Raw genomic sequence first — 23,837 nt, 5'->3', positions numbered from 1 at the left:
TGAGGCATGCGCATCGCTACCTGGAACGTGAACTCGATCACCGCCCGCCTCCCGAGGCTGCTGGCCTGGCTGGAGAGCAGCGGCACCGACGTGCTCTGCCTCCAGGAGGCCAAGGTCGCCGAGGACCAGTTCCCGTCCGACGAGCTGCGCGAGCTGGGCTACGAGTCGGCGGTCCACGCGACCGGCCGGTGGAACGGCGTGGCGGTGCTCTCCCGCGTCGGCATGGAGGACGTGGTCAAGGGCCTGCCTGGCGACCCCGGCTTCGACGGCGTCACCGAGCCGCGCGCCATCTCGGCGACCTGCGGCCCCGTCCGCGTCTGGTCGGTGTACGTCCCCAACGGCCGCGAGGTCGAGCACCCGCACTACGCCTACAAGCTCCAGTGGTTCGAGGCCCTCAAGGCGGCCGTGTACGGCGACGCACAGGGCAGCCGCCCCTTCGCGGTCATGGGTGACTACAACGTGGCGCCGACCGACGACGACGTCTACGACGTGGCCGCCTTCGAGGGCTCCACACATGTCACCCCCGCCGAGCGCGCCGCTCTGGCCTCCCTGCGCGAGGCGGGCCTGGCCGACGTGGTGCCCCGCCCGCTGAAGTACGACCACCCGTTCACGTACTGGGACTACCGCCAGCTCTGCTTCCCGAAGAACCGCGGCATGCGCATCGACCTGGTGTACGGCAACGAACCGTTCGCCCAGGCCGTCAAGGACGCCTACGTCGACCGCGAGGAGCGCAAGGGCAAGGGTGCCTCCGATCACGCTCCGGTGGTGGTCGACCTCGACGTCTGATGCCACGCTGGTTCCATGAATCTTCCGTTCCTGGGCCACCGGCGCAAGAAGAACGGTGACGAGGGGGGTGCCCCCGCGCGAGCCGATTCGAGGGTGGGGGCACCCCCTGCCGACCCCGAGGCGGTCGCCGCGCTGCTCTCCGAGTGCGAGCTGCTGCGCGCGCAGGCGGCCCGGGCGGGTGTCCGCCTCGACGACACCCCGGCCTCCCTGGAGGCCTTGGACCAGCTGGTTCCGCGCTGGCGCGACGACACGGAGACCCTGCCCTGGCTGGGCCATGACGCGGGGCTGTACCTGGGCACGGTCGTGGTGCGCACCGTGTCCGGCGCCGCCTGGCGGATCCGCCCCGACGGTGAGGCGGTCGTACGGCTGGCCTCCGGCCGCGAGATCGAGGTGGTGGGCGCCGGGCAGGACTGGGCGGCGAGCGGTGTCCCCGAGCTGTCCCAGCTGTACGCGGAGATCGCCGAGACCTGAGCTTCCCTCAACCTCGCCGCCCAGTGGATCGTTTCGGCACCGGGGAAGCTCAGCACCTCCGGCCTCGACTAGGATGTGCCGTTCATCCCTGTGGTGATGGTGAGCTCGCCGATCTGCACCGGGATGTGCGTGCTGCGAAACCCCAGGGGGCGGCAGTTCACACGGGCCAGGCTCGTCCGGCGGCAGCCGGAGATCACTGCTCGCGCACGGGGACGGACACGTACGACGGGTCGTCCGAGGGCGAGGAGAAGGTCAGCTGCGCGCCGGACGGGTTGTGCTCGATGTACAGCGGGTCGACCGTGTCGACCACCAGCGCCAGGCGGTGCCCGGCGGGCACGTCGTAGGCGGTGGAGAACAGGTCCAGGTCGACGCGGAACGGCTCGCCGGGCGTCCGCCCGTGCCAGGTGTACGGCGCGTTCGTGACCAGTTTGCCGATGCCGAGCGGCCCCACGTCGTACAGGTAGGCGACGAGGGTGCCGCTCTCCGCCGTCGGCGTCAGTGTGGTGTGCAGGCGTGCCGTGCCGCGCACCCGCTGGGCGCTGCCGTACCGCTCCGACTGCCACACGGCCGCCCAACGGCGCGGCAGCAGGGGGATGGAGGCCATCGGCGGCAGTTGGGCGATCTGGTCGAGGATGCTGGAGAGGAAGACGATCCCGCCGTCCGCGCCGGAGTCGACGTTCGCGTGGATGGTGCTGGAGCCGTCGAGCGTGAACTTCCTGCGTGTCGCCTCGACCGACTTCCAGTCCGGGTAGCCCTCGTATTCCCCCGCGCTACGGGACTTCAGCCGGACCGGCTGTTCACGGTCGATGCCGTTGTCGGCTCCCTTGAGGTAGTGGTCGAACCAGCGTCCGGTGTCCGTCCACACGTCGTTGGGCAGTCCGAACAGGCCGGGCAGCTCGGCGGTCGCGTGGTCGCCGGGCCGCAGTTCGAGCCGCTTGGGCACGGTCAGCTTCTCGTAGAAATCGGCGTACTGGTTGACCGGGAAGACCGTGTCGCCCCAGGCGTTGGCGAGCATCACCGCCGCGCCGTTCTTGTTCAGCTGGTCGACATGGGTCGCGACGGAACGCTTCCGTCCCCAGTCGATCATCTCCTGTTCCTTCGACAGGTTCGAGGAGTACAGGTTGTCGAAGATCTTCCTCAGTTCGGGGCTCTCGCGGCCGGTGAGGGTGGCCGTGCCGTCCAGGACGGCCGCCGCCTGCACATGCTGGGTGCGGCCCGAGTAGATGGACTCGATCAGGTCCGCCCAGCCGCTGAGCGCGGCCACGGCCTTGATGCGCTTGTCGTGCGCGGCGGCGAGCAGGCTGATCCCGGCGCCGTAGGACACTCCGGCCATGCCGACGTGCTGCGGGTCGGCCGGCGTGTTCGCGAGGGCCCAGTCGATGACCTTGGAGGCGTCCGCTACGTCCGGCGGACCGGCCACTTCTATCTGACCGCCGGACTGCCAGAATCCGCGGACGTTGTAGGTGAGCACCACATAGCCGGCGTCGGCGAGCTTCTGCGCCTGGGCGAGGTACTCGACCTGCGGGAAGGACCAGCTCGTGGGCAGCACGAGAAGCGGGTAGCGGCGCGAGCCGTCGGCGCCGGCGGGTGTGACGACGTTCCCCTTCAGCAGGGTGCCGCCGTCGCCCGTGATGTCCACGAAGCGGACGGACGGGGCGTCGGCCTGAGCGGCGGGCGCCAGGCCGACGACGGTACCGGCGATCAGCGCGGCCGAGACGGCTGTGGCGGCGGTGCTGCGCAGCGTGGTGCGACCATGTCCCATGGGTCACTCCTTCACTCGTCAACAGTGCAAAGTGACCCGACGGTAACCTTTCTTCCTTACCGCAAGTAACCCGTCGGTAAGTTACGTGCCAGTAAAGATTGTTGAGGGTGTCATTCACCCGCGGCGGCAGCCGGTTCCGGCAGGGGCGTCCGCGCCGCCCGCGTCACGTCCGCCACCAGCTCCACCACATCCGGGCCGTACGCCTGGGAGTTGACCACCTTCAGCAGCAGGACGAACGAACCGGTGCCGTACTTGCGGTGCAGCCGCTCGTGGTGGCGGGCGAGATACCGGGTCGCGGCCTGGTTGGTGATGGCGCGCTGGCCGCAGAAGAGGAACACCGGGCGGGAGTCCGCCCGGCCGTCCGCGGTGAGCCGGGCGAGCAGCACGTACTCGTTCCGGCCGCGCTCCATGCGGTAGTTCTCCCCGCCGATCCGCAGGGCGCCCAGCTGCGGACCGGCGTCCGTCTCCACGTTCATCCACACACCCGGCAGAAGGGAGGACAGGTGAGCCTCCGTCCGGCGGTTCGAGTAGGGCCCGCCCACGCAGAACTCCGTGCGCTCACCGAAGCCTTGCTGGATGTCGTCGTGCCCCACGACCCGGACGTGCGCGTTGCAGTCCTTGACGAGGGCGGAGAGTTCCAGCAGGGCGAACACGTCGTGGCGTTTCACCGACAGCTCCGGCCCGCCCGCCGTGTGGTTGACCACGAGCAGCGACTCCGAGTGGTCCGGCATCCCGAAGAAGGCCTGCTTGCGGCGGAGTCTGCGGCGCCACAGACAGGTCCGGGCGAGCCAGCCCAGTGAGGCCGAGATCCCGGTCGCCACCAGGCCCAGGACGATGTTGCGCACGTCGTCGTTCATGGCCGCGCATGGTAGCGGGCGCGGGCGACGGCAACGTACTTGTGTTCGACGCGTGACGTTCGTGTGGCAGGGCGCGGACGCGTACTGTCGGTACTGGACCGATCTGGTTACGCTGCGCGGACTGTCCCGACGGGAGGTACGCATGGGTCGCCCAGGTACGCGGAAACTGGCGGTTCTGGCGGTCTCGGCCGCCGTGGTGTCGGTGGGGGCGGCGGCGCCACCCGCCCCGGCAACGAGTCGTACGGCCGCCAAGGTTCCCGTGGCCGTCGGCTACGGCGGTGCCGTGGCCAGCGTGGACGCGGACGCGTCCGCCGCCGGCATCGAGGTGCTCAGACACGGCGGCAACGCGGTCGACGCGGCCGTCGCCACCGCCGCGGCGCTCGGCGTCACCGAGCCCTACTCGGCGGGCGTCGGCGGAGGCGGCTACTTCGTCTACTACGACGCCAAAACCCGCACCGTGCACACCATCGACGGCCGTGAGACGGCGCCGCTCAGCGCGGACTCCGACCTGTTCACGGAGAACGGCAAGCCGCTCGCGTTCGCCGACGCCGTCAGCAGCGGCCTGAGCGTCGGTACCCCCGGCACGCCCGCCACCTGGCAGCAGGCGCTGGACGAGTGGGGCAGCGAGCGGCTCGGCACCGTCCTGAAGCCGGCCGAGCGGATCGCCCGGGACGGTTTCACGGTGGACGACACCTTCCGTTCGCAGACCGCGTCCAACGAGACCCGGTTCCGCTACTTCCCGGACACCGCGAAGCTGTTCCTGCCGGACGGAAAGCTCCCCGTCGTCGGGTCCACCCTGAAGAACCCCGAACTCGCCCGCACCTACGAGGAACTGGGCCGCAAGGGCATCGCCGCGATCTACCGCGGGGACATCGGCGACGACATCGTCAACACGGTCGAACACCCGCCCGTGGACCCCGCCTCCGGCTGGAACGCCCGCCCCGGCAAGCTCGCCGAGAAGGACCTCGCCGTCTACCGCGCCAAGTTCCAGGCGCCCACCAGGACGTCGTACCGCGGTCTGGACGTGTACTCCATCGCACCCTCCTCCTCGGGCGGCACGACGGTCGGTGAGGCCCTCAACATCCTGGAGAACACCGACCTTTCGAAGGCGAGCGAGGTGCAGTACCTGCACCACTACATCGAGGCCGGCCGGATCGCCTTCGCCGACCGCGGGCGCTGGGTCGGCGACCCGGCCTTCGAGGACGTACCGACGCGGCAGCTGCTGTCGCAGAAGTACGCCGACTCGCGCGCCTGCCTGATCAAGGACGACGCGGTCCTCACCAGCCCGCTGGCCCCCGGGGACCCGCGCCACCCGGCGGCCTGCCACAAGGGTGGTACGGCGGCCCCGACGACGTACGAGGGCGAGAACACCACGCATCTGACCGTGGCCGACAGGTGGGGCAACGTCGTCGCCTACACGCTCACCATCGAGCAGACCGGCGGCAGCGGCATCACCGTGCCCGGCCGGGGCTTCCTGCTCAACAACGAGCTGACGGACTTCTCCTTCACCCCGGCCAACCCGGCCGTCCACGACCCGAACCTGCCCGGTCCGGGCAAGCGGCCCCGCTCGTCGATCTCCCCGACCATCGTCCTGGACCGGCTGGGCCGGCCGGTGGTGGCCCTCGGTTCACCCGGCGGCGCGACCATCATCACCACCGTGCTGCAGACGCTCACCGGGTTCCTGGACCGGCATCTGCCGCTGGTCGACGCGATCGCCGCACCCCGCGCCAGTCAGCGCAACGCCGCCCAGACCGAGCTCGAACCGGCCCTGTACAACAGTGAGTTGCGCAAGCAGCTGGAGGCCATCGGGCACTCGTTCAAGCTCAACCCGGAGATCGGCGCGGCCACCGGTGTGCAACGGCTGCCGGACGGCAGGTGGCTGGCCGCCGCAGAGAAGGTACGACGCGGCGGCGGCTCGGCGATGGTGGTGTGTCCGGCGCCGTAGCGCGGCCGTGGACCCGGCGCCGGGACCACGAGACGACCTCACCGGCGGACGGCCGGCGTCACAACTCGGCTGCGGGCGGCGGCGCTTCCTCGGCGCGGAAGTCGAGCCGGCCGTCCCTCGCGTCCACCGTCACCCGGCTGCCCTTGGAGATCGTGCCGTTCAGCAGCAGCCGGGACAGCTGGTTGTCCACCTCCCGCTGGATGGTGCGGCGCAGCGGGCGGGCGCCGTACTCCGGCTGGTAGCCGCGCTCGGCGAGCCAGTCGACGGCGGCGGGCGTGAACTCCACCCCGATGCCCTGCCCGTCCAGCAGCCGCCGGGTGCCCTCCAGCAGCAGGTCGGTGATCTGCCGCAGTTGCTCGCCGGTCAGCTGCCTGAAGATGACGATCTCGTCGATGCGGTTGAGGAACTCCGGCCGGAAGTGCTCGCGCAGCGGGCGCAGGACCTGCTCGCGCCGCGCCTCCTCGTCGGCCTCCGCGCCGCCCGGCCCGAACCCGATCCCGGCACCGCGCCGGGTGATCGCCTCCGAGCCGAGGTTGCTGGTCATCACGATGACCGTGTTGGTGAAGTCCACCGTCCGGCCCTGGGAGTCGGTCAGCCGGCCGTCGTCCAGGACCTGCAGCAGGATGTTGAAGACGTCCGGGTGGGCCTTCTCCACCTCGTCGAGCAGGAGCAGCGAGTACGGGTGCCGGCGCACCACCTCGGTGAGCTGACCGGCCTCCTCGTGCCCGACGTATCCGGGCGGGGCGCCGACCAGCCGGGAGACGGTGTGCCGCTCCTGGTACTCGCTCATGTCGAGGCGGACCATGCGGTCCTCGCTGCTGAACAGCGCCTCGGCGAGCGCCCGGGCCAGCTCGGTCTTGCCGACGCCGGTCGGGCCGAGGAACAGGAAGCTGCCGATCGGCCGGTGGGGGCTCGCGAGCCCGGCGCGGGAGCGCAGTACCGCCTCGGCGACCACGCCGACGGCCTCCTCCTGGCCGACGACCCGCTGGTGCAGGTGCTCCTCCAGGCCGAGCAGCCGTTCCTTCTCCTCCTGGGTGAGGCGGCTGACCGGGATGCCGGTCTGCCGGGACACCACCTCCGCGATGGCCTCCGCCGTCACCTCCAGGTCCAGCCCCTCGTCGACCTTCTCCTCGCCGCTCGCCTCCATGATCCGCTGCTTGAGCTCGCCGATCCGGTCGCGCAGCTGCTTGGCCTCGTCGTAGTCCTCGTCGGCGACCGCCTGGTCCTTGTCCCGGACCAGCTGCTCGACCTCGCGCTCCATCGCCCGTACGTCCGTGTCCTTGGTCCGCGCGCCGAGCCGTACCCGGGCGCCCGCCTGGTCGATCAGGTCGATGGCCTTGTCGGGCAGCCGCCGGTCGGTGAGGTACCGGTCGGACAGCTCCACGGCGGCGGCCAGCGCCTCGTCGCTGTAGCGGACCTGGTGGTGAGCCTCGTACCGGTCGCGCAGCCCGCGCAGGATCTCGACGGTGTCCTCGACCGTCGGCTCGGGCACCAGGATCGGCTGGAACCGGCGGGCCAGCGCCGCGTCCTTCTCGATCCGGCGGAACTCCTCCAGCGTGGTCGCGCCCACGATGTGCAGCTCGCCCCGGGCGAGGGCGGGCTTGAGGATGTTCGCGGCGTCCATCGCGCCGCCCTCGCCGCCGGAGCCCGCGCCGACGACGGTGTGCAGCTCGTCGATGAACACGATCAGCCGGTCGGAATGGGCACGGATCTCCTCCACGATGGTGTTCAGGCGCTCCTCGAAGTCACCCCGGTAGCGGGTGCCGGCCACGACCCCGGTGAGGTCCAGCGCGACGACGCGGCGGCCCGCCAGGACGTCCGGCACGTCCCCGTCGGCGATGCGCTGGGCGAGCCCCTCCACGATGGCCGTCTTGCCGACGCCCGCGTCCCCGATGAGGACGGGGTTGTTCTTGCCGCGCCGCGACAGCACCTCGATGGTCTGCTCGATCTCGTTCTCCCGGCCGATGACCGGGTCGATCCGGTCCTGCCGGGCCAGCTCGGTCATGTCGCGCCCGTACTTGTCCAGCGTCGGAGTGCCGGTGGCGCGCGGCCGCTCCGGGCGGGCCGGGGTGCTCTCCGGGACCTCGGTCGGCAGGGAGCCGGCCGAGAAGCGTGCCGCGTGCAGGATGTGGCCGGCCGCCGAGTCGGGGTTGGCTGCCAGCGCGCTCAGCACGTGCTCCGGGCCGATGTACCCGGCGCCGCTCGCCCGCGCCATGTCGTGCGCGTCCAGCAGGGCGCGCTTGACGGCCGGAGTGAGCGACAGCGAGGTGGGCGGCGGCACCTCGCCCGGCGGGTGCTGCACCGGGCCGGCCCGGTCGTCGATCTCGGTGGCGAGCGAGTCCGGGTCGGCGCCCGCCCGGCTCAGCAGGCTCCGGGTGGGCTCGGCCGCCACCGCCGCGCGCAGCAGGTGCTGGGTGTCCAGATCCCGGCTGCCGTGCTCGGCGGCGTACAGGGCGGCCCCTCTGACCAGCTCACGAGCCGGCTGGCTGAGCAGACGGCCGATGTCGATGTGGCGTTTGGCTCCGCTGGGGGGCCCGCCGAAGAAGCGGGCCAGGAACTCGCCGAAGGGGTCAGGAGGGTAGCCGTTGGTCATGGCGTTGCGCTTCCTTCGCTGACGACTGGCTCCGCCGGGTAACCGGGTGGGGGGCTGTTCATGCCCACGATGACACGATCCGTTTGCGGAGGCATGTTCGCCTACGGGCGGTGGGACGCGGTCCGGTACGGCGGCTGCGGGCCGTGTACGGGTGCTGGGGCCCGCGGCGGAACCGCACATCGACACGGCCCCGCGTCCCTTCGGGGGCGCCTACCTCGCCGTGAGAACCCTGGGACCGGTCTCCGTGATCGCCACCGTGTGCTCCACATGGGCGGCTCTGGAGCCGTCGGTCGTGCGCAGGGTCCAGCCGTCGGGTGCCTCGTAGTAGCCGTCCTCGCCGCTCGCGATGAGCATGGGCTCGATGGCGAGGACCATGCCGGGGCGCAGGGGCAGGCCCCGGCCGGGACGGCCCTCGTTGGGGACCTCGGGGTCCTCGTGCATGCGGCGGCCGACGCCGTGGCCGCCGAAGCCCTGCGGAATGCCGTAGCCGGCCGTACGGCAGACCCGGCCGACGGCGTGGGCGATGTCGCCGATGCGGTGGCCGGCGACGGCCGCCTCGATGCCCGCCGCCAGGGCGCGCTCGGCCGTCCGGATCAGGCGGAGGTCCGCCGGGCGCGGGCGGCCCACCGTGAAGCTGACCGCGGAGTCGCCGGCCCAGCCGTCCAGCTCCGCGCCGCAGTCCACGGAGAGCAGGTCGCCGTCGCGGAGCCGGTACCGGGTGGGGATGCCGTGCACGATCGCGTCGTTCACGGAGGCGCAGATCACGGCCGGGAAGGGGGTCGGGGCGAAGGAGGGGCGGTAGCCGAGGAACGGGGAGGACGCCCCGGCCTCGCGCAGCACCTCCCGCGCCACCTCGTCCAGCTCCAGCAGCGAGACACCGACGGCCGCGGCCTGCCGTACGGCCGTCAGGGCCCGTCCGACGACCTGGCCCGCCGCGTGCATGGCGTCGATCGATGCGTCCGTCTTGAGTTCCACCATGCCAATTACTATACCGGTATTTTAATGGGGTGGCGGTCGAGGGGCCGGTATTAGAATGGGGGGATGGTGCGCACCCCTCTCACTCCCGAAGAGCGCGAACGCGGCGAGCGGCTCGGGCAGTTGCTGCGCGAGGCGCGCGGCGGCCGGAGCATGGCCGAGGTCGCCGCGCAGGCCGGCGTGTCCGCCGAGACGCTCCGCAAGATCGAGACGGGCCGGGCGCCGACACCCGCGTTCTTCACCGTGGCCGCGCTCGCCCGAGTCCTCGGGCTGTCGATGGACGAGCTGATGGCGCAGTGCCTGCTCGTGGCCGCGTGAGACGCCCGGTCCGCGCAGCGGCCCCGGGGCCGCGATGAGGCGTCCGCGCACTGCCGGAAAACTCTGCGTAGCAGCGCCGTAACACAACTGGTGTTGCCTGCCCGTTGGAAGTGCCGGCGGTCGGGCGGGAGCTGAGCGATGGCGGTGGATCGACTCCCTGGTGGAGTACGGGAGTTCGCGAGCTACCTGGACGGTCTGCTGGCACGCCTGGACCAGGGCGGGGGCTGGAGCGGGGTCTTCTGGCAGCGCGACCCCGACGGCATGCGGGCCTGCCTGGACGGCAGCGAGGTGCCGCCCTGGGACGTGGTGGAGGCGCTGCTGGAGGACCTCGCCGCGGCGTACGGCCGCGCCGCGGCGGTGGCCGAGCGGGAGCGCGCCCGCGCCCTGCACCGGGCCGCTCTGGCGGCGTACGACGCCCACCCGGGCGCACGCGACACCCTGCTCGACCGGCTCGACGTCATGCTCCGCGAACAGCGCTACGCCGCCGAGCGCCAGGCCGAACTGAGCCGTCTGCTGTCCACACCGTCCTCCGCCGAAGAGGCCGACTCCCTCCGCCTCGACCTCGCCTGGGCCCACGACGACCACGCCCGCGCCACCGCGAGGTGCACGGAACTCCGTGGCCGCCTGGCGGAGTTGGACCGACAGGAACCGAGGAACGCACACGCGGTGCGGCGCCCGACCGACTCCGCGCCACCACGGACCGAGCCCACGCACCGGGGAACGCCGACGACACGGAACCCACCCGCCGAGCCCCCCGCACGCACCCCGAACCCGGATGGCGATGCCGTCTGGCACGGTCGGGGGGCTGACGGCGATACTGCCCGGCGTGGTCGGGGGGCCGATGGTGATGCCGCCTGGGATGGTCGGGGGGCTGAGGGGGGTGCCGTCTGGCGTGGTGGGAGGGCTGAGGCCGATGCCGTCTGGGGCGGTCGGGGGGCCGATGGTGATGCCGCCTGGGGCGGTCAGGGGGCTGAGGGGGACGCTGCCTGGCGTGGTCGGGAGGCCGAAGGCGACGCCGCCTGGGACGGTCGAGGGGCCGCAAGCGACGCCGCCTGGGACGGTCGGGAGGCCGAAGGCGACGCTGCCCGGCGCGGTCGAGGGGCCGAAGGCGACGCCGCCCGGCGCCCGTCCGAGTCCGCTTCTGTGGAGCTCCCGGCCCGTTCCACGGTCGGCTCGGAGCCCAGGCCCGACGGCCCCGTCTCCGGCACCGCGGGTCGCGTCGCCGCGTCCGCGTTCGGCGAGGACCCCCGCCGCACCGGCTCCGCCACCAGTCCTCCCGCCCCGGCCCAGCCCTCCCCGCTCGCGGATGCCGCCGCGTCGGACCCGCGCTCCGATGGCTCGGTGGGTGGTCCGTACGGGCCTGTCTCCGCGCCCGGCTCCGCCGTGAGGCCTTCCGTCCCGGCTCCGCCGTCCCTGCCCGCCCCCGATGCCGCAGCCGCTGCCGTTCGGACCTCGTATGCCGCCGCGTCCAGCGCCGCCGCCGCGCCTCCTCGCGCGGCCCAGCCCTTCCCGGCCGTCGGCGGATCTGTCCGGGGGCCGTACGTCGCCGTGTCCGATTCGGACCCGCAAGCGGCCGTGCCGTCCCCGGCGGTCCCCGGAGGGTCCGCTCCGGAGGCTGTCCCTCCGCCCCCTCCGGCCAAGCCCCGTAAACGCAGGCGCGGCAGTGCGCGGTTCGCCGGGGTGGTGGAGGACGGGGACGCTCCTGGTGTCGTGCAGCAGGTGCCGCTGCCGGTGATGCCGGAGGCGCCTGTACGTCGGGTGCCGCGAGGGGCCCGGTTCGCCGGGGGTGCCGAGGGCGTCGAGGCGGAGGGCGCAGGCGGGGAGGTGGTGGACGTCGAGGCGGGGGCGGCCGTCGCCGGAGTGGTGGAGGGGCTGGCGCGGTTGCGGGCCGAGGGGCGCAGTGGAGAGGCGCATGTGCTGTTGACCGAGGCCGCGCAGTGGCCCGCCGGCCGGTTCCCGGCGCTCGCGGACGCGCTGGCCCGTGCCGGACTCGGTGCCGACTGGGCGACGCTGCTGTGGGAAGCCGCCTCGCTGCCCGCGGAGCGGCTGGTCGCCGTCGCCGACGCGCTGACCGCCGCCGGACGGGACGAAGACGCTCGGCAACTGCTGCGGCAGGGCGTCGCCCGCCCGCCGGAGCAGATCGGCGCGGCCGTGCTGCGGCTGGCGGAGGCAGGGCGCCGGTGGGAGGCGGAGGCCTTACTGGACGCGTGCGTGCGCGTCCGTACCGCCGAGGAAGCCGCCCGCAGCGCCGCACCCGATCCACGCCGGATCGTGCCGCTGCTGCTCCGCTCCGCGCAGGCCGTCTCCGACGAGCGGCACTGGGACCTCGTGCACGCCCTGCGGGTGGCCGGGTACACGATGTGACCGGCGCCGGGAGTCATCGTCCCGGTCTGCCCCGCTTCACCCCTCCGACCGGCCGCTCCGCTCACCCACAGGGGTGTGAAACGTGACCGACTCCGCGGGTTGACGACGATGGTCTTGGCAAGGGCCTCCGGCCAGGCTTACTTTCGTCCCTCTACCGCCTGCTCTACGGGCGTAGAGACTTTGACGGTCCCGTCGAAGGAGCAGCTCATGACCGACGTCGTACGAGCCGCACTGGTCCAGGCCACCTGGACCGGCGACACCGAGTCCATGGTGGCGAAACACGAGGAGCACGCCCGCGAGGCGGCCCGTCGGGGTGCCAAGGTCATCGGGTTCCAGGAGGTCTTCAACTCGCCCTACTTCTGCCAGGTCCAGGAGCCGGAGCACTACCGCTGGGCCGAGCCGGTGCCCGACGGGCCGACGGTACGGCGGATGCAGGACCTCGCCCGGGAAACCGGCATGGTCGTCGTGGTTCCCGTCTTCGAGGTCGAGCAGTCCGGCTTCTACTACAACACCGCCGCCGTGATCGACGCCGACGGCACCTACCTCGGCAAGTACCGCAAGCACCACATCCCGCAGGTCAAGGGCTTCTGGGAGAAGTACTACTTCAAGCCGGGCAACCTCGGCTGGCCCGTCTTCGACACCGCCGTCGGCAAGGTCGGCGTCTACATCTGCTACGACCGGCACTTCCCGGAGGGCTGGCGGCAACTCGGGCTCAACGGCGCCCAGTTGGTCTACAACCCGTCGGCCACGCACCGCGGGCTGTCCGCGCATCTGTGGCAGCTGGAGCAGCCCGCCGCCGCCGTCGCCAACGAGTACTTCGTCGCCGCCATCAACCGGGTGGGACAGGAGGAGTACGGAGACAACGACTTCTACGGGACCAGTTACTTCGTCGATCCGCGCGGGCAGTTCGTCGGCGAGGTCGCGAGCGACAAGTCCGAGGAACTCCTCGTCCGTGACCTCGATTTCGACCTGATCGAGGAAGTGCGGCAGCAGTGGGCCTTCTACCGCGACCGCCGCCCCGACGCCTACGAAGGACTGGTGCAGCCGTGAACGACCTCTACTCCCGCCACCGCCAGGTCCTCCCCGACTGGCTCGCCCTCTACTACGACGAGCCGATCGAGATCACCCACGGCGAGGGCCGCCACGTCTGGGACTCCGCGGGCAACAAGTACCTGGACTTCTTCGGCGGCATCCTGACGACGATGACCGCGCACGCGCTGCCCGAGGTGACCAAGGCGGTCAGCGAGCAGGCCGGGCGGATCATCCACTCCTCGACGCTGTACCTGAACCGGCCGATGGTCGACCTGGCCGAGCGCATCGCCCAGCTCAGCGGCATCCCGGACGCCCGGGTCTTCTTCACCACCTCCGGCACCGAGGCCAACGACACCGCGCTGCTGCTCGCCACCGCCCACCGGCGCAGCAACACGGTCCTGGCGATGCGCAACAGCTACCACGGCCGTTCCTTCAGCACGGTCGGCATCACCGGCAACCGCGGCTGGTCGCCGACCTCGCTGTCCCCGCTGCAGACCCTGTACGTCCACGGCGGCGTGCGCACCCGGGGCCCGTTCGCGGAGCTGGACGACCGTGCGTTCATCGACGCGTGCGTCGCCGACCTGAAGGACATCCTCGGGCACACCCGGCCGCCCGCCGCGCTGATCGCCGAACCGATCCAGGGCGTCGGCGGCTTCACCTCCCCGCCCGACGGGCTCTACGCCGCCTTCCGCGAGGTCCTCAAGGAGCAGGGCATCCTGTGGATCGCCGACGAGGTGCAGACCGGGTGGGGCCGCACCGGCGAACACTTCTGGGGCTGGCAGGCGCACGCCCGCAGCGGCCCGCCGGACCTCGTCACCTTCGCCAAGGGCATCGGCAACGGCATGTCCATCGGCGGGGTGATCGCCCGCGCCGAGATCATGAACTGCCTGGACGCCAACAGCATCTCCACCTTCGGCGGCACCCAGCTCACCATGGCCGCCGGGCTGGCGAACCTGACGTACCTGCTGGAGCACGACCTGCAGGGCAACGCCCGCCGCGTCGGCGGCCTGCTCATCGAGCGGCTGCGCGCCGTCGCCGCCCAGCTGCCCGGCGTGCGGGAGGTGCGCGGGCGCGGCCTGATGATCGGCATCGAGCTGGTCAGGCCCGGCACCGACGAGGCCGACCCGCAGGCGGCCGCCGCCGTGCTGGAGGCGGCCCGCGAGGGCGGCCTGCTCATCGGCAAGGGCGGCGGCCACGACACCAGCGCCCTGCGCATCGCCCCGCCGCTGTCGCTCACCGTCGCGGAGGCCGAGGAGGGCGCGACGATCCTGGAACGGGCGCTCAGGAGTACGTACTAGAGAACGGCGGTACGGTCATGACCACCACCTCGGAGAGCCGATACGCCTGGGAACCCGCCCTCTCCGTCCGCCAGGTGCTCACCCTGGAGCGGGTGCTCGCGGGGGAGCCCGAGGTGGTGGCCGGGGCCGGGCAGCTCGACCGCCCCGTGCGCTGGGTGCATGTCGCCGAGGCCGCCGACGTCGGCGTGATGCTCAGCGGCGGCGAGATGGTGCTCACCACCGGCGTGCTCCTGGCCGGCGACGAGGCCCGACAGGCCGAGTACATCCAGTCGCTGCACCGGGCGGAGGCCGCCGCCGTCGTGCTCGGTCTCGGGCGGGCCTTCCCCGCGCCGCCGGAGGTGATGCGCCGGGCCGCCGAGCGGTGCGGACTGCCGATGGTCGTCCTGCACCGGCCCTTCCCCTTCGCCGAGCTGACCGAGGAGGTCCAGTCCCGGCTGGTCCGGCGCAAGTTCGCCGCCGTCAGTCTCTCGGAGACCGTACGGACCGAACTCACCGCCCTGATCACGGCCGGTGCCCCCCTGCAGCGCCTGCTGGACGGGGTCGCCCGGTACAGCGGCTGTCCGGTCGTGGTCACCAACCTCGCCCACCGCGTCCTCGCCACGGCGGGGGAGCGGTCCGCGGTGGACGACGTGCTGCGCGACTGGGAGCGGATCGCCCGCCAGGCCTCCGCCTGCGCCGACGGCGGCTGGATCAGCGCCGAACTCGGCGGCCGCGGCGAGCGCTGGGGCCGGCTGCTGCTGTGCGGCTACCGGGCAGACGCGGCCACCGGGCGGCTGCTCGCCGACCGGGCCGCCGAGGCGCTGGTCCTGCACCGCATGCTCGGCGGCGGCTCCGCGCACTCCTGGGAGGAGGAGTCCGCACAGAGTCTGCTGACCGACCTGGTCTCCGGGGTCGTACCGGCCTGCCGGCTGCTGCCCCGGGCCCGTGCGGCCGGGCTGCCGGTCAGCCGGCGCACCTTCGTCCCGCTCGTCGTCCTGGACCGCACGGCGGCCGAACTCGACCGCGTGCTGCGGCTGCTGGGCCTGCCCGGGCTGGTCGCCGAACTCGCCGACGGCATGGCCGCGGTGCTGCTCAGCCTCGCCCGCGACCAGGACGCCGAGGTCCTCACCGCCCACTTCGCGGCCCGGCTGCGTGCGCAGGCGCCGGCCGTGGTCGCCGCCGGCCCCGGTACGGCCTGGGACGAGGTGCCCGCCGGACTGCGTGAGGCCCGGCATGTCGCCGACGCCGTCGCCGGCTCCCGTGCCGCCCTCGACCTCCCGCCCGTCGTCCGCCTGGGGGACGTCCACCTGCGCGGACTGATCCGCTTGCTGCGCGACGACCCGCAGGTGCAGTCCTTCGCCGAGCGGGAGCTGGACGGGCTGCTGGGCGAGGCCGAGCCCGAGCTGCTGAACGTCCTGCGGACCTATCTCGCGACCGGCCGCAACAAGTCCCGCACCGCTCAGCTCCACCATGTCTCCCGGCCCGCCCTCTACCGCCGCCTGGAGGCCATACAGGCCCGCCTCGGTGTCGACCTGGACGACTTCGAACAGGCGGCCTCCGTGCACATCGCGCTCCTCGCGCATGACGCGCAACAGGGGTGAAATATGCGACGACCTGCGAAAACGGCGGTGAAACATGGGATCGCGAACGCGTGACACGGTGGCACGCCGCACGCCCGCAGACGTGACACGCTGCCACTCAACCGGTCCTCGCGGGCTTCCTAGGCTCACGGCACACCGAGCTACCGGAGGTCCCGATGAGCCGAGTGATCCGTGCCGCCCTGTTCCAGACCGCGTGGACCGGCGACAAGGAATCCATGATCCAGGTCCACGAGCAGGCGGCGCGCGACGCGGCCGCGCAGGGCGCCCAAGTCCTCTGCTTCCAGGAGCTGTTCTACGGCCCCTACTTCTGCCAGGTGCAGGACAAGGCCTTCTACGAGTACGCCGAGCGGATCCCGGACGGCCCGACCGTCCGGCGCTTCCAGGCCCTCGCCCGCGAGCTGGGCATCGTCCTCGTGCTGCCGATGTACGAGGAGGAGCAGCCGGGAGTGCTGTACAACACCGCGGCCGTGATCGACGCGGACGGCTCCTACCTCGGCAAGTACCGCAAGACCCACATCCCCCAGGTCCAGGGCTTCTGGGAGAAGTTCTACTTCCGACCGGGCAACAGCGGCTGGCCCGTCTTCGACACGGCCGCCGGGAGGATCGGCGTGTACATCTGCTACGACCGCCACTTCCCGGAGGGCTGGCGGGCCCTGGGCCTCGCCGGTGCCGAGATCGTCTTCAATCCCTCGGCCACCTCGCGCGGCCTGTCCCGCTACCTCTGGCAGCTGGAGCAGCCGGCGGCGGCCGTGGCCAACGAGTACTTCGTCGGCGCGATCAACCGGGTCGGCGTGGAGAACCTGGGCGACAACGACTTCTACGGCACGACCTACTTCGTGGACCCCGAGGCCCAGTTCGTCGGCGAGGTCGCGAGCGACAAGGAGACCGAACTCGTCGTACGCGACCTGGACCTGGCGAAACTCCGCGAGGTCCGCGACCGCTGGCAGTTCTACCGGGACCGGGCGCCGGGGGCGTACACACCGCTGACGGCGCCGTGACCGTATGCCGTTCGACACAGGAGGCAGCATGAGCAGCCGTACAGTGATCCGCGGTGGCCTCGTCATCACCGCCTCGGACGAGATCCACGCCGACATACTCATCGAGGACGGCCGCGTCGCCGCGCTCGCCGCCTCCGGCACCCCCGCCGCAGAGGCGTTCACCGCCGACCGGGTCATCGACGCGACCGGCAAGTACGTCATCCCGGGCGGTGTCGACGCGCACACCCACATGGAGCTGCCGTTCGGCGGCACCTCCGCCTCCGACACCTTCGAGACCGGCACCCGGGCCGCCGCCTGGGGCGGTACGACGACGATCGTCGACTTCGCGGTGCAGAGCGTCGGCCACACCCTGCGCGAGGGCCTGGACACCTGGCACGCCAAGGCCGAGGGCAACTGCGCGATCGACTACGCCTTCCACATGATCGTCTCCGATGTGAACCAGGAGACGCTCAAGGAGATGGACCTGCTGATCGAGGAAGGGGTGACGAGCTTCAAGCAGTTCATGGCCTACCCGGGGGTCTTCTACTCCGACGACGGCCAGATCCTGCGCGCCATGCAGCGCTCCGCCGAGAACGGCGGGCTGATCATGATGCACGCCGAGAACGGCATCGCCATCGACGTCCTGGTCGAGCAGGCGCTCGCCCGGGGCGAGACCGACCCGCGCTACCACGGGGAGGTCCGCAAGGCCCTGCTGGAGGCCGAGGCCACCCACCGAGCCATCCGGCTCGCACAGGTCGCGGGCGCCCCGCTGTACGTCGTCCACGTCTCCGCCATGGAGGCGGTGGCCGAGCTGGCGCGGGCGCGCGACGAGGGCCTGAACGTCTTCGGTGAGACCTGCCCGCAGTACCTGTTCCTGTCCACCGACAACCTCGCCGAGCCGGACTTCGAGGGTGCGAAGTACGTGTGCTCGACGCCCCTGAGGCCGCGCGAACACCAGGCCAAGCTGTGGCAGGGCCTGAGGACGAACGACCTGCAGGTGGTCTCCACCGACCACTGCCCCTTCTGCTTCTCCGGCCAGAAGGAACTGGGCCGCGGCGACTTCTCCAGGATCCCCAACGGCCTGCCCGGCGTGGAGAACCGCATGGACCTCCTCCACCAGGCCGTCGTCGACGGGCACATCTCCCGCCGCCGCTGGATCGAGATCGCCTGCGCCACCCCGGCCCGCATGTTCGGCCTGTACCCGAAGAAGGGCACCATCGCGCCGGGCGCCGACGCCGACATCGTCATCTACGACCCGCACGCCGAGCAGGTCATGTCGGCACAGACACACCACATGAACGTCGACTACTCGGCCTACGAGGGCAAGCGCGTCACCGGCCGGGTCGAGACCGTGCTCTCGCGCGGCGAGCCGGTCGTCACCGAGCGGGAGTACACCGGACACGCCGGCCACGGCGTCTTCACCCCGCGCTCCACCTGTCAGTACCTCACCTAGGAGTCGCGCTCATGGACTTCGGACTCGTCCTGCAGACCGATCCGCCGGCCTCCCGCGTCGTCAGCCTGATGAAACGGGCCGAGCGCAACGGTTTCACGTACGGCTGGACGTTCGACTCCGCCGTGCTCTGGCAGGAGCCGTTCGTCATCTACAGCCAGATCCTCGCGAACACGAAGAAGCTGAAGGTCGGCCCGATGGTCACCAACCCGGGCACCCGCACCTGGGAGGTCACCGCCTCCACCTTCGCCACCCTCAACGACATGTTCGGCAACCGCACCGTCTGCGGCATCGGCCGCGGCGACTCCGCGATGCGCGTCGCGGGCCGCAAACCCAACACGCTCGCCCGCATCAGCGAGGCCATGAAGGTCATCCGCGCCCTGGGCCGGGGCGAGGAGGCCGACCTCGGCGGCACGGTGATCAGGTTCCCGTGGATCAAGCCGGGCGCCGAACTCCCCGTCTGGATGGCCGCGTACGGCCCGAAGGCACTGAAGATGACCGGCGAGGAGGCCGACGGTTTCATCCTCCAGCTGTCCGACCTCTACCTGACCGAGTACATGGTGAAGGCCGTCAAGGACGCGGCCGTCGCCGCCGGCCGCGACCCTTCCGCGGTCACCATCTGCGTCGCGGCCCCCGCGTACGTCACCGAGGACGACTCGCCCGAGGCACTCGCCCACGCCCGCGACCAGTGCCGCTGGTTCGGCGGCATGGTCGGCAACCACGTCGCCGACCTGGTCGCCAAGTACGGCGAGCACTCCTCCCAGGTCCCCGAGGAGCTCACCGACTACATCAAGGCACGGCAGGGCTACGACTACGCCCACCACGGGCGCAGCGGCAACCCCGACACCCAGTTCGTACCGGACGAGATCGTCGACCGGTTCTGCGTCATCGGACCGGCCGAGAAGCACATCGAGAAACTGACCGCGCTCCGCGCGCTGGGCGTCGACCAGTTCGCGGTGTACGACATGCACGACGCACAGGAGACCACCATCGACGCCTACGGCACGAAGGTGATCCCGGCCGTCAACTCCTGAACCCCCACCGCGATTCCGAGTCCCCCGCCTCCTGGTCACCCCTCCCCGCAGTCCCCGGGGAGGGGCTGGTGCCCGCACGGCCTCTCCCGTCCCACCTCGTTCGATTGGCCTGCCCATGACCGACACCGCCCCCACGGCCATACCCTCGTCCTCCCAGGTCACCCTCCCCGACGGCCGGGTGACGATCGCCCCCGGCGCTCCCCAGCCGAGCGGCCCCTACGCCAACGCGGACCTGCTGCCGGTCCCGGTCGAGAAGCGCACCTGGACCACGTACAACTTCTCCGCCCTGTGGGTCGGCATGGCCCACAACACCGCCTCCTGGACGCTGGCCTCCGGTCTGATCGCCGTCGGCATGGACTGGAAGCAGGCGGTGTTCACCATCGCCCTCGCCAACCTGGTCGTGCTGGTGCCGATGCTGCTGACCGGACACGCCGGCCCCAAGTACGGCATCCCCTTCCCGGTATTCGCCCGCGCCTCCTTCGGCGTGCGCGGCGCCAATCTGCCCGCCGTCGTACGGGCGTTGGTGGCGTGCGGCTGGTTCGGCATCCAGACCTGGATCGGCGGCGAGGCCATCTACTTCCTCGCCGGGAAGCTGATCGGCGACAGCTGGTCGAACGCGGCGCACATCGGGGGCTACGCCTGGACCATGTGGCTGTCCTTCGCGATCTTCTGGGCGATCCAGGTCGCGATCATCCACCGGGGCATGGACACCATCCGCCGCTTCGAGAACTGGGCCGCGCCCTTCGTGCTCGTCGGCGCGTTCGTGATGCTGGGATGGATGAGCAGCAAGGCGGGAGGCGTCGGCCCGCTCTTCGACCAGCCCTCCAGGCTCGGCTGGGGCGGGAGCTTCTGGAAGCTGTTCTGGCCCTCCCTGATGGGCATGATCGGCTTCTGGTCGACACTCTCGCTGAACATCCCGGACTTCACCCGCTACGGCAGGAGCCAGAAGGCCCAGACCTGGGGCCAGGCACTCGGCCTGCCGACCACGATGACCCTGTTCGCGTTCCTGTCCGTCCTGGTCACCTCCGGCTCGCAGGCGGTGTACGGCAAGCCGGTCTGGGACCCGGTGCAGCTGGCGGCGAAGACGGACAACGTGGTGGGTCTGCTCTACGCCCTGGTCACGGTGCTGGTGGCCACCCTCTCGGTGAACATCGCGGCCAACCTGGTCTCGCCCGCCTTCGACTTCTCCAACGTGGCGCCGAGAAAGGTGAGTTTCCGCACCGGAGCGCTCATCACGGCCGTCCTCGCGGTCCTGATCTTCCCCTGGAAGCTGTACTCCGACCCGCAGGGCTACATCTTCACCTGGCTGGGCCTGGTCGGCGGCCTGCTCGGCACGGTCGCGGGCATCCTCGTCGCCGACTACTGGCTGCTGCGCCGCACCCGCCTGGACCTCACCGACCTCTACCGGAGGGGCGGCCGTTACTGGTACACGGCCGGCTGGAACTGGCGGGCGGTCGTCGCGTTCCTGGCGGGCGGCGTCCTCGCCGTCGGCGGCGCCGGCTTCAAGCCCCTGATCGACGGCCGCCCCATCCCGGCCCTGTCCTCCCTCGCCGACTACGGCTGGGCGGTGGGCCTGGGCACGTCCCTGGTGCTGTACCTGACCCTGACCAAGCTGACCGGCCGCAAGGGGGCCCTGGCCTGAGGGGGTCCGGGGGCGGTCAGCCGGACTGGGACTGCCCGCCCCCGAGCGCGCCGACCGCGGCCCGCGCCGCCTGGATGGCCCCCTTGTTGATCTCGTCCGTCCCCGGAGCCTTCTTCGTCTCGAAGTCGCTGCCGTTGTAGGTGACGACCACCAGAGCGTTGGACACCCGGACCATCACCACGCCCTCGCGGGTCTGCTGCTTGTCCTCGGTGGTCAGGTTCACCACGGAGTAGGCGCCGTCCCCGAGCCCCGGCACGGTCCCGCCGCCGCTCTTCTCGCTCATCCGCTGCTGGTACTCCTGCTTCGCCTCCTGCTCCGACTCGCTGATCTCGAACGACACGTCGAGCCAGCGGTAGTCGTAGCCCTGCAGCGCGTTCCAGGAGCAGGTGCGGCGTAGCTTGGGGTCCGTCGACGGGATCTCCTTGCCCGCCGTCTTCGCCCCCGGCACCAGGGACTTGACGGTCGCCACGGGCACGCTGGTGCAGGGAGAGGGCGCGGCGGAGTACGCCTTCGCGCCGGCCGTCGGGTCGGAGGAGCCGGAGGGTCCGGAGGAGCCCGGGGCGGACTGGGTGGACGTCTTCTGGGCTGCCTGGTGCCCGGCGGCCGCCGGCGGCGCGGCCGGTCCGGACGTCAGCGCCCAGCCGGCACAGGCGAGGACCGCGACCGGCGAGATCCGCGCGGTCAGGGCGAGCGGCAGAGGAAGGGAACGCACGGCGCACTTCTCGTGGGGGAGCGGGTACGAAGGGGTCCGCGGGGCGGTGTGGGGACGCCAGTGTCACATGAGTCCCTGTGCGGCGGAAGCGAAAACTCGCAGCGTGCCCGCGCGATCACGGCAGCATGTTCAGGACGTCCTGGGATGCCCGTTATGCGCCTCCAGTCGGCGACGGGCGCCGACTTCGCTGGGGTATGCGCGGACGGTGAAGGCCGCGACGGACCAGCCGACGGCCCAAGCGGCCGACGCGGGCAGGACGGGTGCCGCGACCAGCCAGAGGACGCGACCGGCGACGGCCAGACCGGTGGAGCGGCGGTGCTCGTCCCGTTTGGCGGCACGGAACTCGTCGGGCCCAGGCGGATCGAGGAGCCTCCTGCGGTGCTCCCGGCGCTGCACCAGCCACCCCCACACGAGGGCCACGACGGATGCCGCCACCTGCGCCCAGTCCCACACGCGGCGGACCCCCGGCGGCAGGGCGCCGTAGCCGGCGATCAACGGGGCAAATCCGGCTGTGTCGGGGTGCAGTGACGGCGGCACACGGAACTCATACGACCGTTTGGCCGAGGCGAGGGCAGCCCTTGACCTGTTGCTGAACCAGGGCTTCCGGCCGGGCCGGCGGCTACGGCACCCGCGCCGTCCACTCCGCAGAGGTGAACTTCGTCCGCGCCAGCTCCTGGGCGCGCGCCAGCTCCTCGTCAGTGATCTTGCCCGGTGCCAGGCCGTACCGCGCGCGGAACGACTCGATCATCCGGTCGATGACGGCCTCCCGTGGCAGCCCCGTCTGCCGCCGCAGCGGATCGACCCGCTTCTTCGCGCTTCTCGTCCCCTTGTCGGCCAGCTTCTCCCGCCCGATGCGCAGCACCTCGGTCATCTTGTCGGCGTCGATGTCGTACGCCATCGTCACGTGGTGCAGCACGGCTCCCGGGCCCCCGCCGGGTCCGACGATCCGCTTCTGCGCCGCGCCCGCGATCTTGCCCTGGTCGGTCGCGATGTCGTTCAGCGGCTGGTACCAGGCGCGGATGCCCATGTCGCCGAGGGCGCCCAGCACCCAGTCGTCCAGATAGGCGTAGCTGTCCTGGAAGGACAGGCCCTGGACGAGGGACTCGGGCACCGACAGGGAGTACGTGATCGTGTTGCCGGGCTCCACGAACATCGCGCCGCCGCCGGAGATCCGCCGCACCACCTCGATGCCGTGCCGCGCGGCACCCTCAGGGTCCACCTCGTTGCGCAGGGACTGGAAGCTGCCGATGATCACCGCGGGGGCGGCCCACTCCCACACCCGCAGGGTCGGTGGCCGCCGGCCCGCGGCGACCTCGGTGGTCAGCACCTCGTCCAGGGCCATGTGCAGTGCGGGCGGCTGCGGGTCCTCGTGGATCAGCTGCCAGTCGTAGTCCGTCCAGTCCGTGGCACGCGCGAGCGCCCGGCGCACGGCGATCCCGACACCCTCCGGCGTCAGGCCGTACATCACGGTCCCCGCGGGCAGCGCCGCCTCGATCCGGGCGGCCAGCCCCGCCGCATCCGTGTCCGCGAGAGCACCCTCCAAGGCGCCGTTCACCGCGTCCAATGCCTCGTCGGGTTCCAGGAAGAAGTCGCCCGCCACGCGCACCTGCCGCAGCACGCCGTCCTCGGCCTCCACATCCACGACGACGAGCTTGCCGCCGGGCACCTTGTACTCACCGTGCACTGCCTGGCCCTCCGTTCCTGCCGCACGAGATCAACGCCTCGGCGGGCCGCCGTGTTCCCCGGACGGTGATCACACCCGCACGCTCACCTGCGACAGCTCCTGCCGCTCCTGCCGCTGCGAAGGCGAGCCGCAGGGGCCGGCGGTACCGCTTCGGCGCCCGCCGACCGCCGCGGTTCAGGAGTGGCCCTCGCACTGAGGGAGTCTTGCCACGGGGGTGTCGGCCGCTGCCCGGTCTCCCTGTGACGTCTCTTCGATGACGCATCATGTGGTGTGCCTGGTGACCTCCGAACGTGCCGCGAAGCCCCAGCGTCCCGGATCCTCCCCAAGGCGTGTCCTGAGCCTCACCGGACCGACCGA

Annotated in this window: 19 protein-coding genes; 12 read left to right on the top strand and 7 right to left on the bottom strand. The window is 71.6% G+C overall.

The genetic code is table 11. The features are described 5' to 3' along the window. The first annotated feature begins 6 nt into the window (after nt 1–6). Nucleotides 7–786, top strand: a complete 780-nt coding sequence (locus ACZ41I_RS12265) for an exodeoxyribonuclease III (protein ID WP_468514004.1) — start codon at nt 7–9, stop codon at nt 784–786. Nucleotides 787–801: 15 nt separating this feature from the next. Further along, on the top strand, nt 802–1,257 hold the full coding sequence (locus tag ACZ41I_RS12260) for a DUF6278 family protein (RefSeq protein WP_363216560.1): 456 nt from the start codon (nt 802–804) through the stop codon (nt 1,255–1,257). 193 nt (nt 1,258–1,450) lie between these two features. Here the strand turns inward: ACZ41I_RS12260 and ACZ41I_RS12255 are convergent, their stop codons facing one another. Together ACZ41I_RS12255 and ACZ41I_RS12250 are read right to left on the bottom strand one after the other, a co-directional pair. Next, a complete protein-coding gene (locus ACZ41I_RS12255) occupies nt 1,451–3,019 on the bottom strand; it encodes a CocE/NonD family hydrolase (RefSeq protein ID WP_468514003.1) in 1,569 nt (522 codons plus the stop codon). A 110-nt stretch (nt 3,020–3,129) separates the two neighbouring features. Beyond that, a complete protein-coding gene (locus tag ACZ41I_RS12250; protein ID WP_399776618.1) occupies nt 3,130–3,876 on the bottom strand; it encodes a hypothetical protein in 747 nt (248 codons plus the stop codon). 142 nt (nt 3,877–4,018) lie between these two features. On the opposite strand from ACZ41I_RS12250, the gene ggt reads away from it, so the two are divergent. Then, nucleotides 4,019–5,821 carry a gamma-glutamyltransferase gene (gene ggt, locus ACZ41I_RS12245; RefSeq protein ID WP_468514002.1) on the top strand — a complete coding sequence of 601 codons (1,803 nt, stop codon included), beginning with the start codon at nt 4,019–4,021 and terminating at the stop codon, nt 5,819–5,821. 58 nt (nt 5,822–5,879) lie between these two features. On the opposite strand, the gene ACZ41I_RS12240 is transcribed toward ggt, so the two are convergent. Both ACZ41I_RS12240 and map read right to left on the bottom strand, forming a co-directional pair. Then, nucleotides 5,880–8,414 carry an ATP-dependent Clp protease ATP-binding subunit gene (locus ACZ41I_RS12240; RefSeq protein ID WP_399776623.1) on the bottom strand — a complete coding sequence of 845 codons (2,535 nt, stop codon included), beginning with the start codon at nt 8,412–8,414 and terminating at the stop codon, nt 5,880–5,882. A 210-nt stretch (nt 8,415–8,624) separates the two neighbouring features. After that, nucleotides 8,625–9,392: a type I methionyl aminopeptidase gene (map, locus tag ACZ41I_RS12235; protein WP_468514001.1), complete on the bottom strand. Its 768-nt coding sequence runs from the start codon at nt 9,390–9,392 to the stop codon at nt 8,625–8,627. A 63-nt stretch (nt 9,393–9,455) separates the two neighbouring features. Between map and ACZ41I_RS12230 the strand changes: the two genes are divergently transcribed. The 9 genes from ACZ41I_RS12230 to ACZ41I_RS12190 all read left to right on the top strand — a co-directional run bounded on the left by ACZ41I_RS12230 (nt 9,456) and on the right by ACZ41I_RS12190 (nt 21,084). Further along, on the top strand, nt 9,456–9,707 hold the full coding sequence (locus ACZ41I_RS12230) for a helix-turn-helix domain-containing protein (RefSeq protein ID WP_363217035.1): 252 nt from the start codon (nt 9,456–9,458) through the stop codon (nt 9,705–9,707). A 138-nt stretch (nt 9,708–9,845) separates the two neighbouring features. After that, nucleotides 9,846–12,071 (top strand): hypothetical protein, encoded by a 2,226-nt coding sequence (locus ACZ41I_RS12225; RefSeq protein WP_468514000.1) that lies wholly within the window; start codon nt 9,846–9,848, stop codon nt 12,069–12,071. A gap of 207 nt (nt 12,072–12,278) precedes the next feature. Then, nucleotides 12,279–13,121 carry a nitrilase-related carbon-nitrogen hydrolase gene (locus ACZ41I_RS12220; RefSeq protein ID WP_363217038.1) on the top strand — a complete coding sequence of 281 codons (843 nt, stop codon included), beginning with the start codon at nt 12,279–12,281 and terminating at the stop codon, nt 13,119–13,121. Continuing rightward, on the top strand, nt 13,118–14,401 hold the full coding sequence (locus ACZ41I_RS12215; RefSeq protein ID WP_399776629.1) for an aspartate aminotransferase family protein: 1,284 nt from the start codon (nt 13,118–13,120) through the stop codon (nt 14,399–14,401). Before ACZ41I_RS12220 ends, ACZ41I_RS12215 begins: the two co-directional genes overlap by 4 nt. A 17-nt stretch (nt 14,402–14,418) precedes the next feature. Then, nucleotides 14,419–15,981, top strand: coding sequence for a PucR family transcriptional regulator (locus tag ACZ41I_RS12210; protein WP_399776631.1), 1,563 nt, complete (start codon nt 14,419–14,421; stop codon nt 15,979–15,981). A gap of 155 nt (nt 15,982–16,136) precedes the next feature. Then, complete coding sequence (locus tag ACZ41I_RS12205) at nt 16,137–16,979, top strand: nitrilase-related carbon-nitrogen hydrolase (protein WP_363217041.1); 843 nt, start codon at nt 16,137–16,139, stop codon at nt 16,977–16,979. A 28-nt stretch (nt 16,980–17,007) separates the two neighbouring features. Next, entirely contained in the window at nt 17,008–18,411 is a 1,404-nt protein-coding gene (hydA, locus tag ACZ41I_RS12200) for a dihydropyrimidinase (protein WP_363217042.1), read from the top strand. A gap of 11 nt (nt 18,412–18,422) precedes the next feature. Next, on the top strand, nt 18,423–19,442 hold the full coding sequence (locus ACZ41I_RS12195) for a TIGR03842 family LLM class F420-dependent oxidoreductase (protein ID WP_468513999.1): 1,020 nt from the start codon (nt 18,423–18,425) through the stop codon (nt 19,440–19,442). A 115-nt stretch (nt 19,443–19,557) separates the two neighbouring features. Continuing rightward, nucleotides 19,558–21,084, top strand: a complete 1,527-nt coding sequence (locus tag ACZ41I_RS12190) for an NCS1 family nucleobase:cation symporter-1 (RefSeq protein ID WP_399776638.1) — start codon at nt 19,558–19,560, stop codon at nt 21,082–21,084. A gap of 16 nt (nt 21,085–21,100) precedes the next feature. Here the strand turns inward: ACZ41I_RS12190 and ACZ41I_RS12185 are convergent, their stop codons facing one another. The 3 genes from ACZ41I_RS12185 to ACZ41I_RS12175 form a co-directional block, all read right to left on the bottom strand. Next, nucleotides 21,101–21,796: a hypothetical protein gene (locus ACZ41I_RS12185; RefSeq protein ID WP_468513998.1), complete on the bottom strand. Its 696-nt coding sequence runs from the start codon at nt 21,794–21,796 to the stop codon at nt 21,101–21,103. A 129-nt stretch (nt 21,797–21,925) separates the two neighbouring features. Then, entirely contained in the window at nt 21,926–22,333 is a 408-nt protein-coding gene (locus ACZ41I_RS12180) for a hypothetical protein (protein WP_399776640.1), read from the bottom strand. A gap of 82 nt (nt 22,334–22,415) precedes the next feature. Further along, the gene (locus ACZ41I_RS12175) at nt 22,416–23,480 is read right to left on the bottom strand and encodes a lipoate--protein ligase family protein (protein ID WP_468513997.1); all 1,065 of its coding nucleotides are present in this window, start codon (nt 23,478–23,480) and stop codon (nt 22,416–22,418) included. Nucleotides 23,481–23,837: the final 357 nt, after the last annotated feature.

Source organism: Streptomyces sp. NPDC030799 (assembly GCF_055572255.1).
The sequence above is the reverse complement of the archived record's forward strand: the minus strand, read 5'-3'. Positions and strand labels throughout refer to the sequence as shown.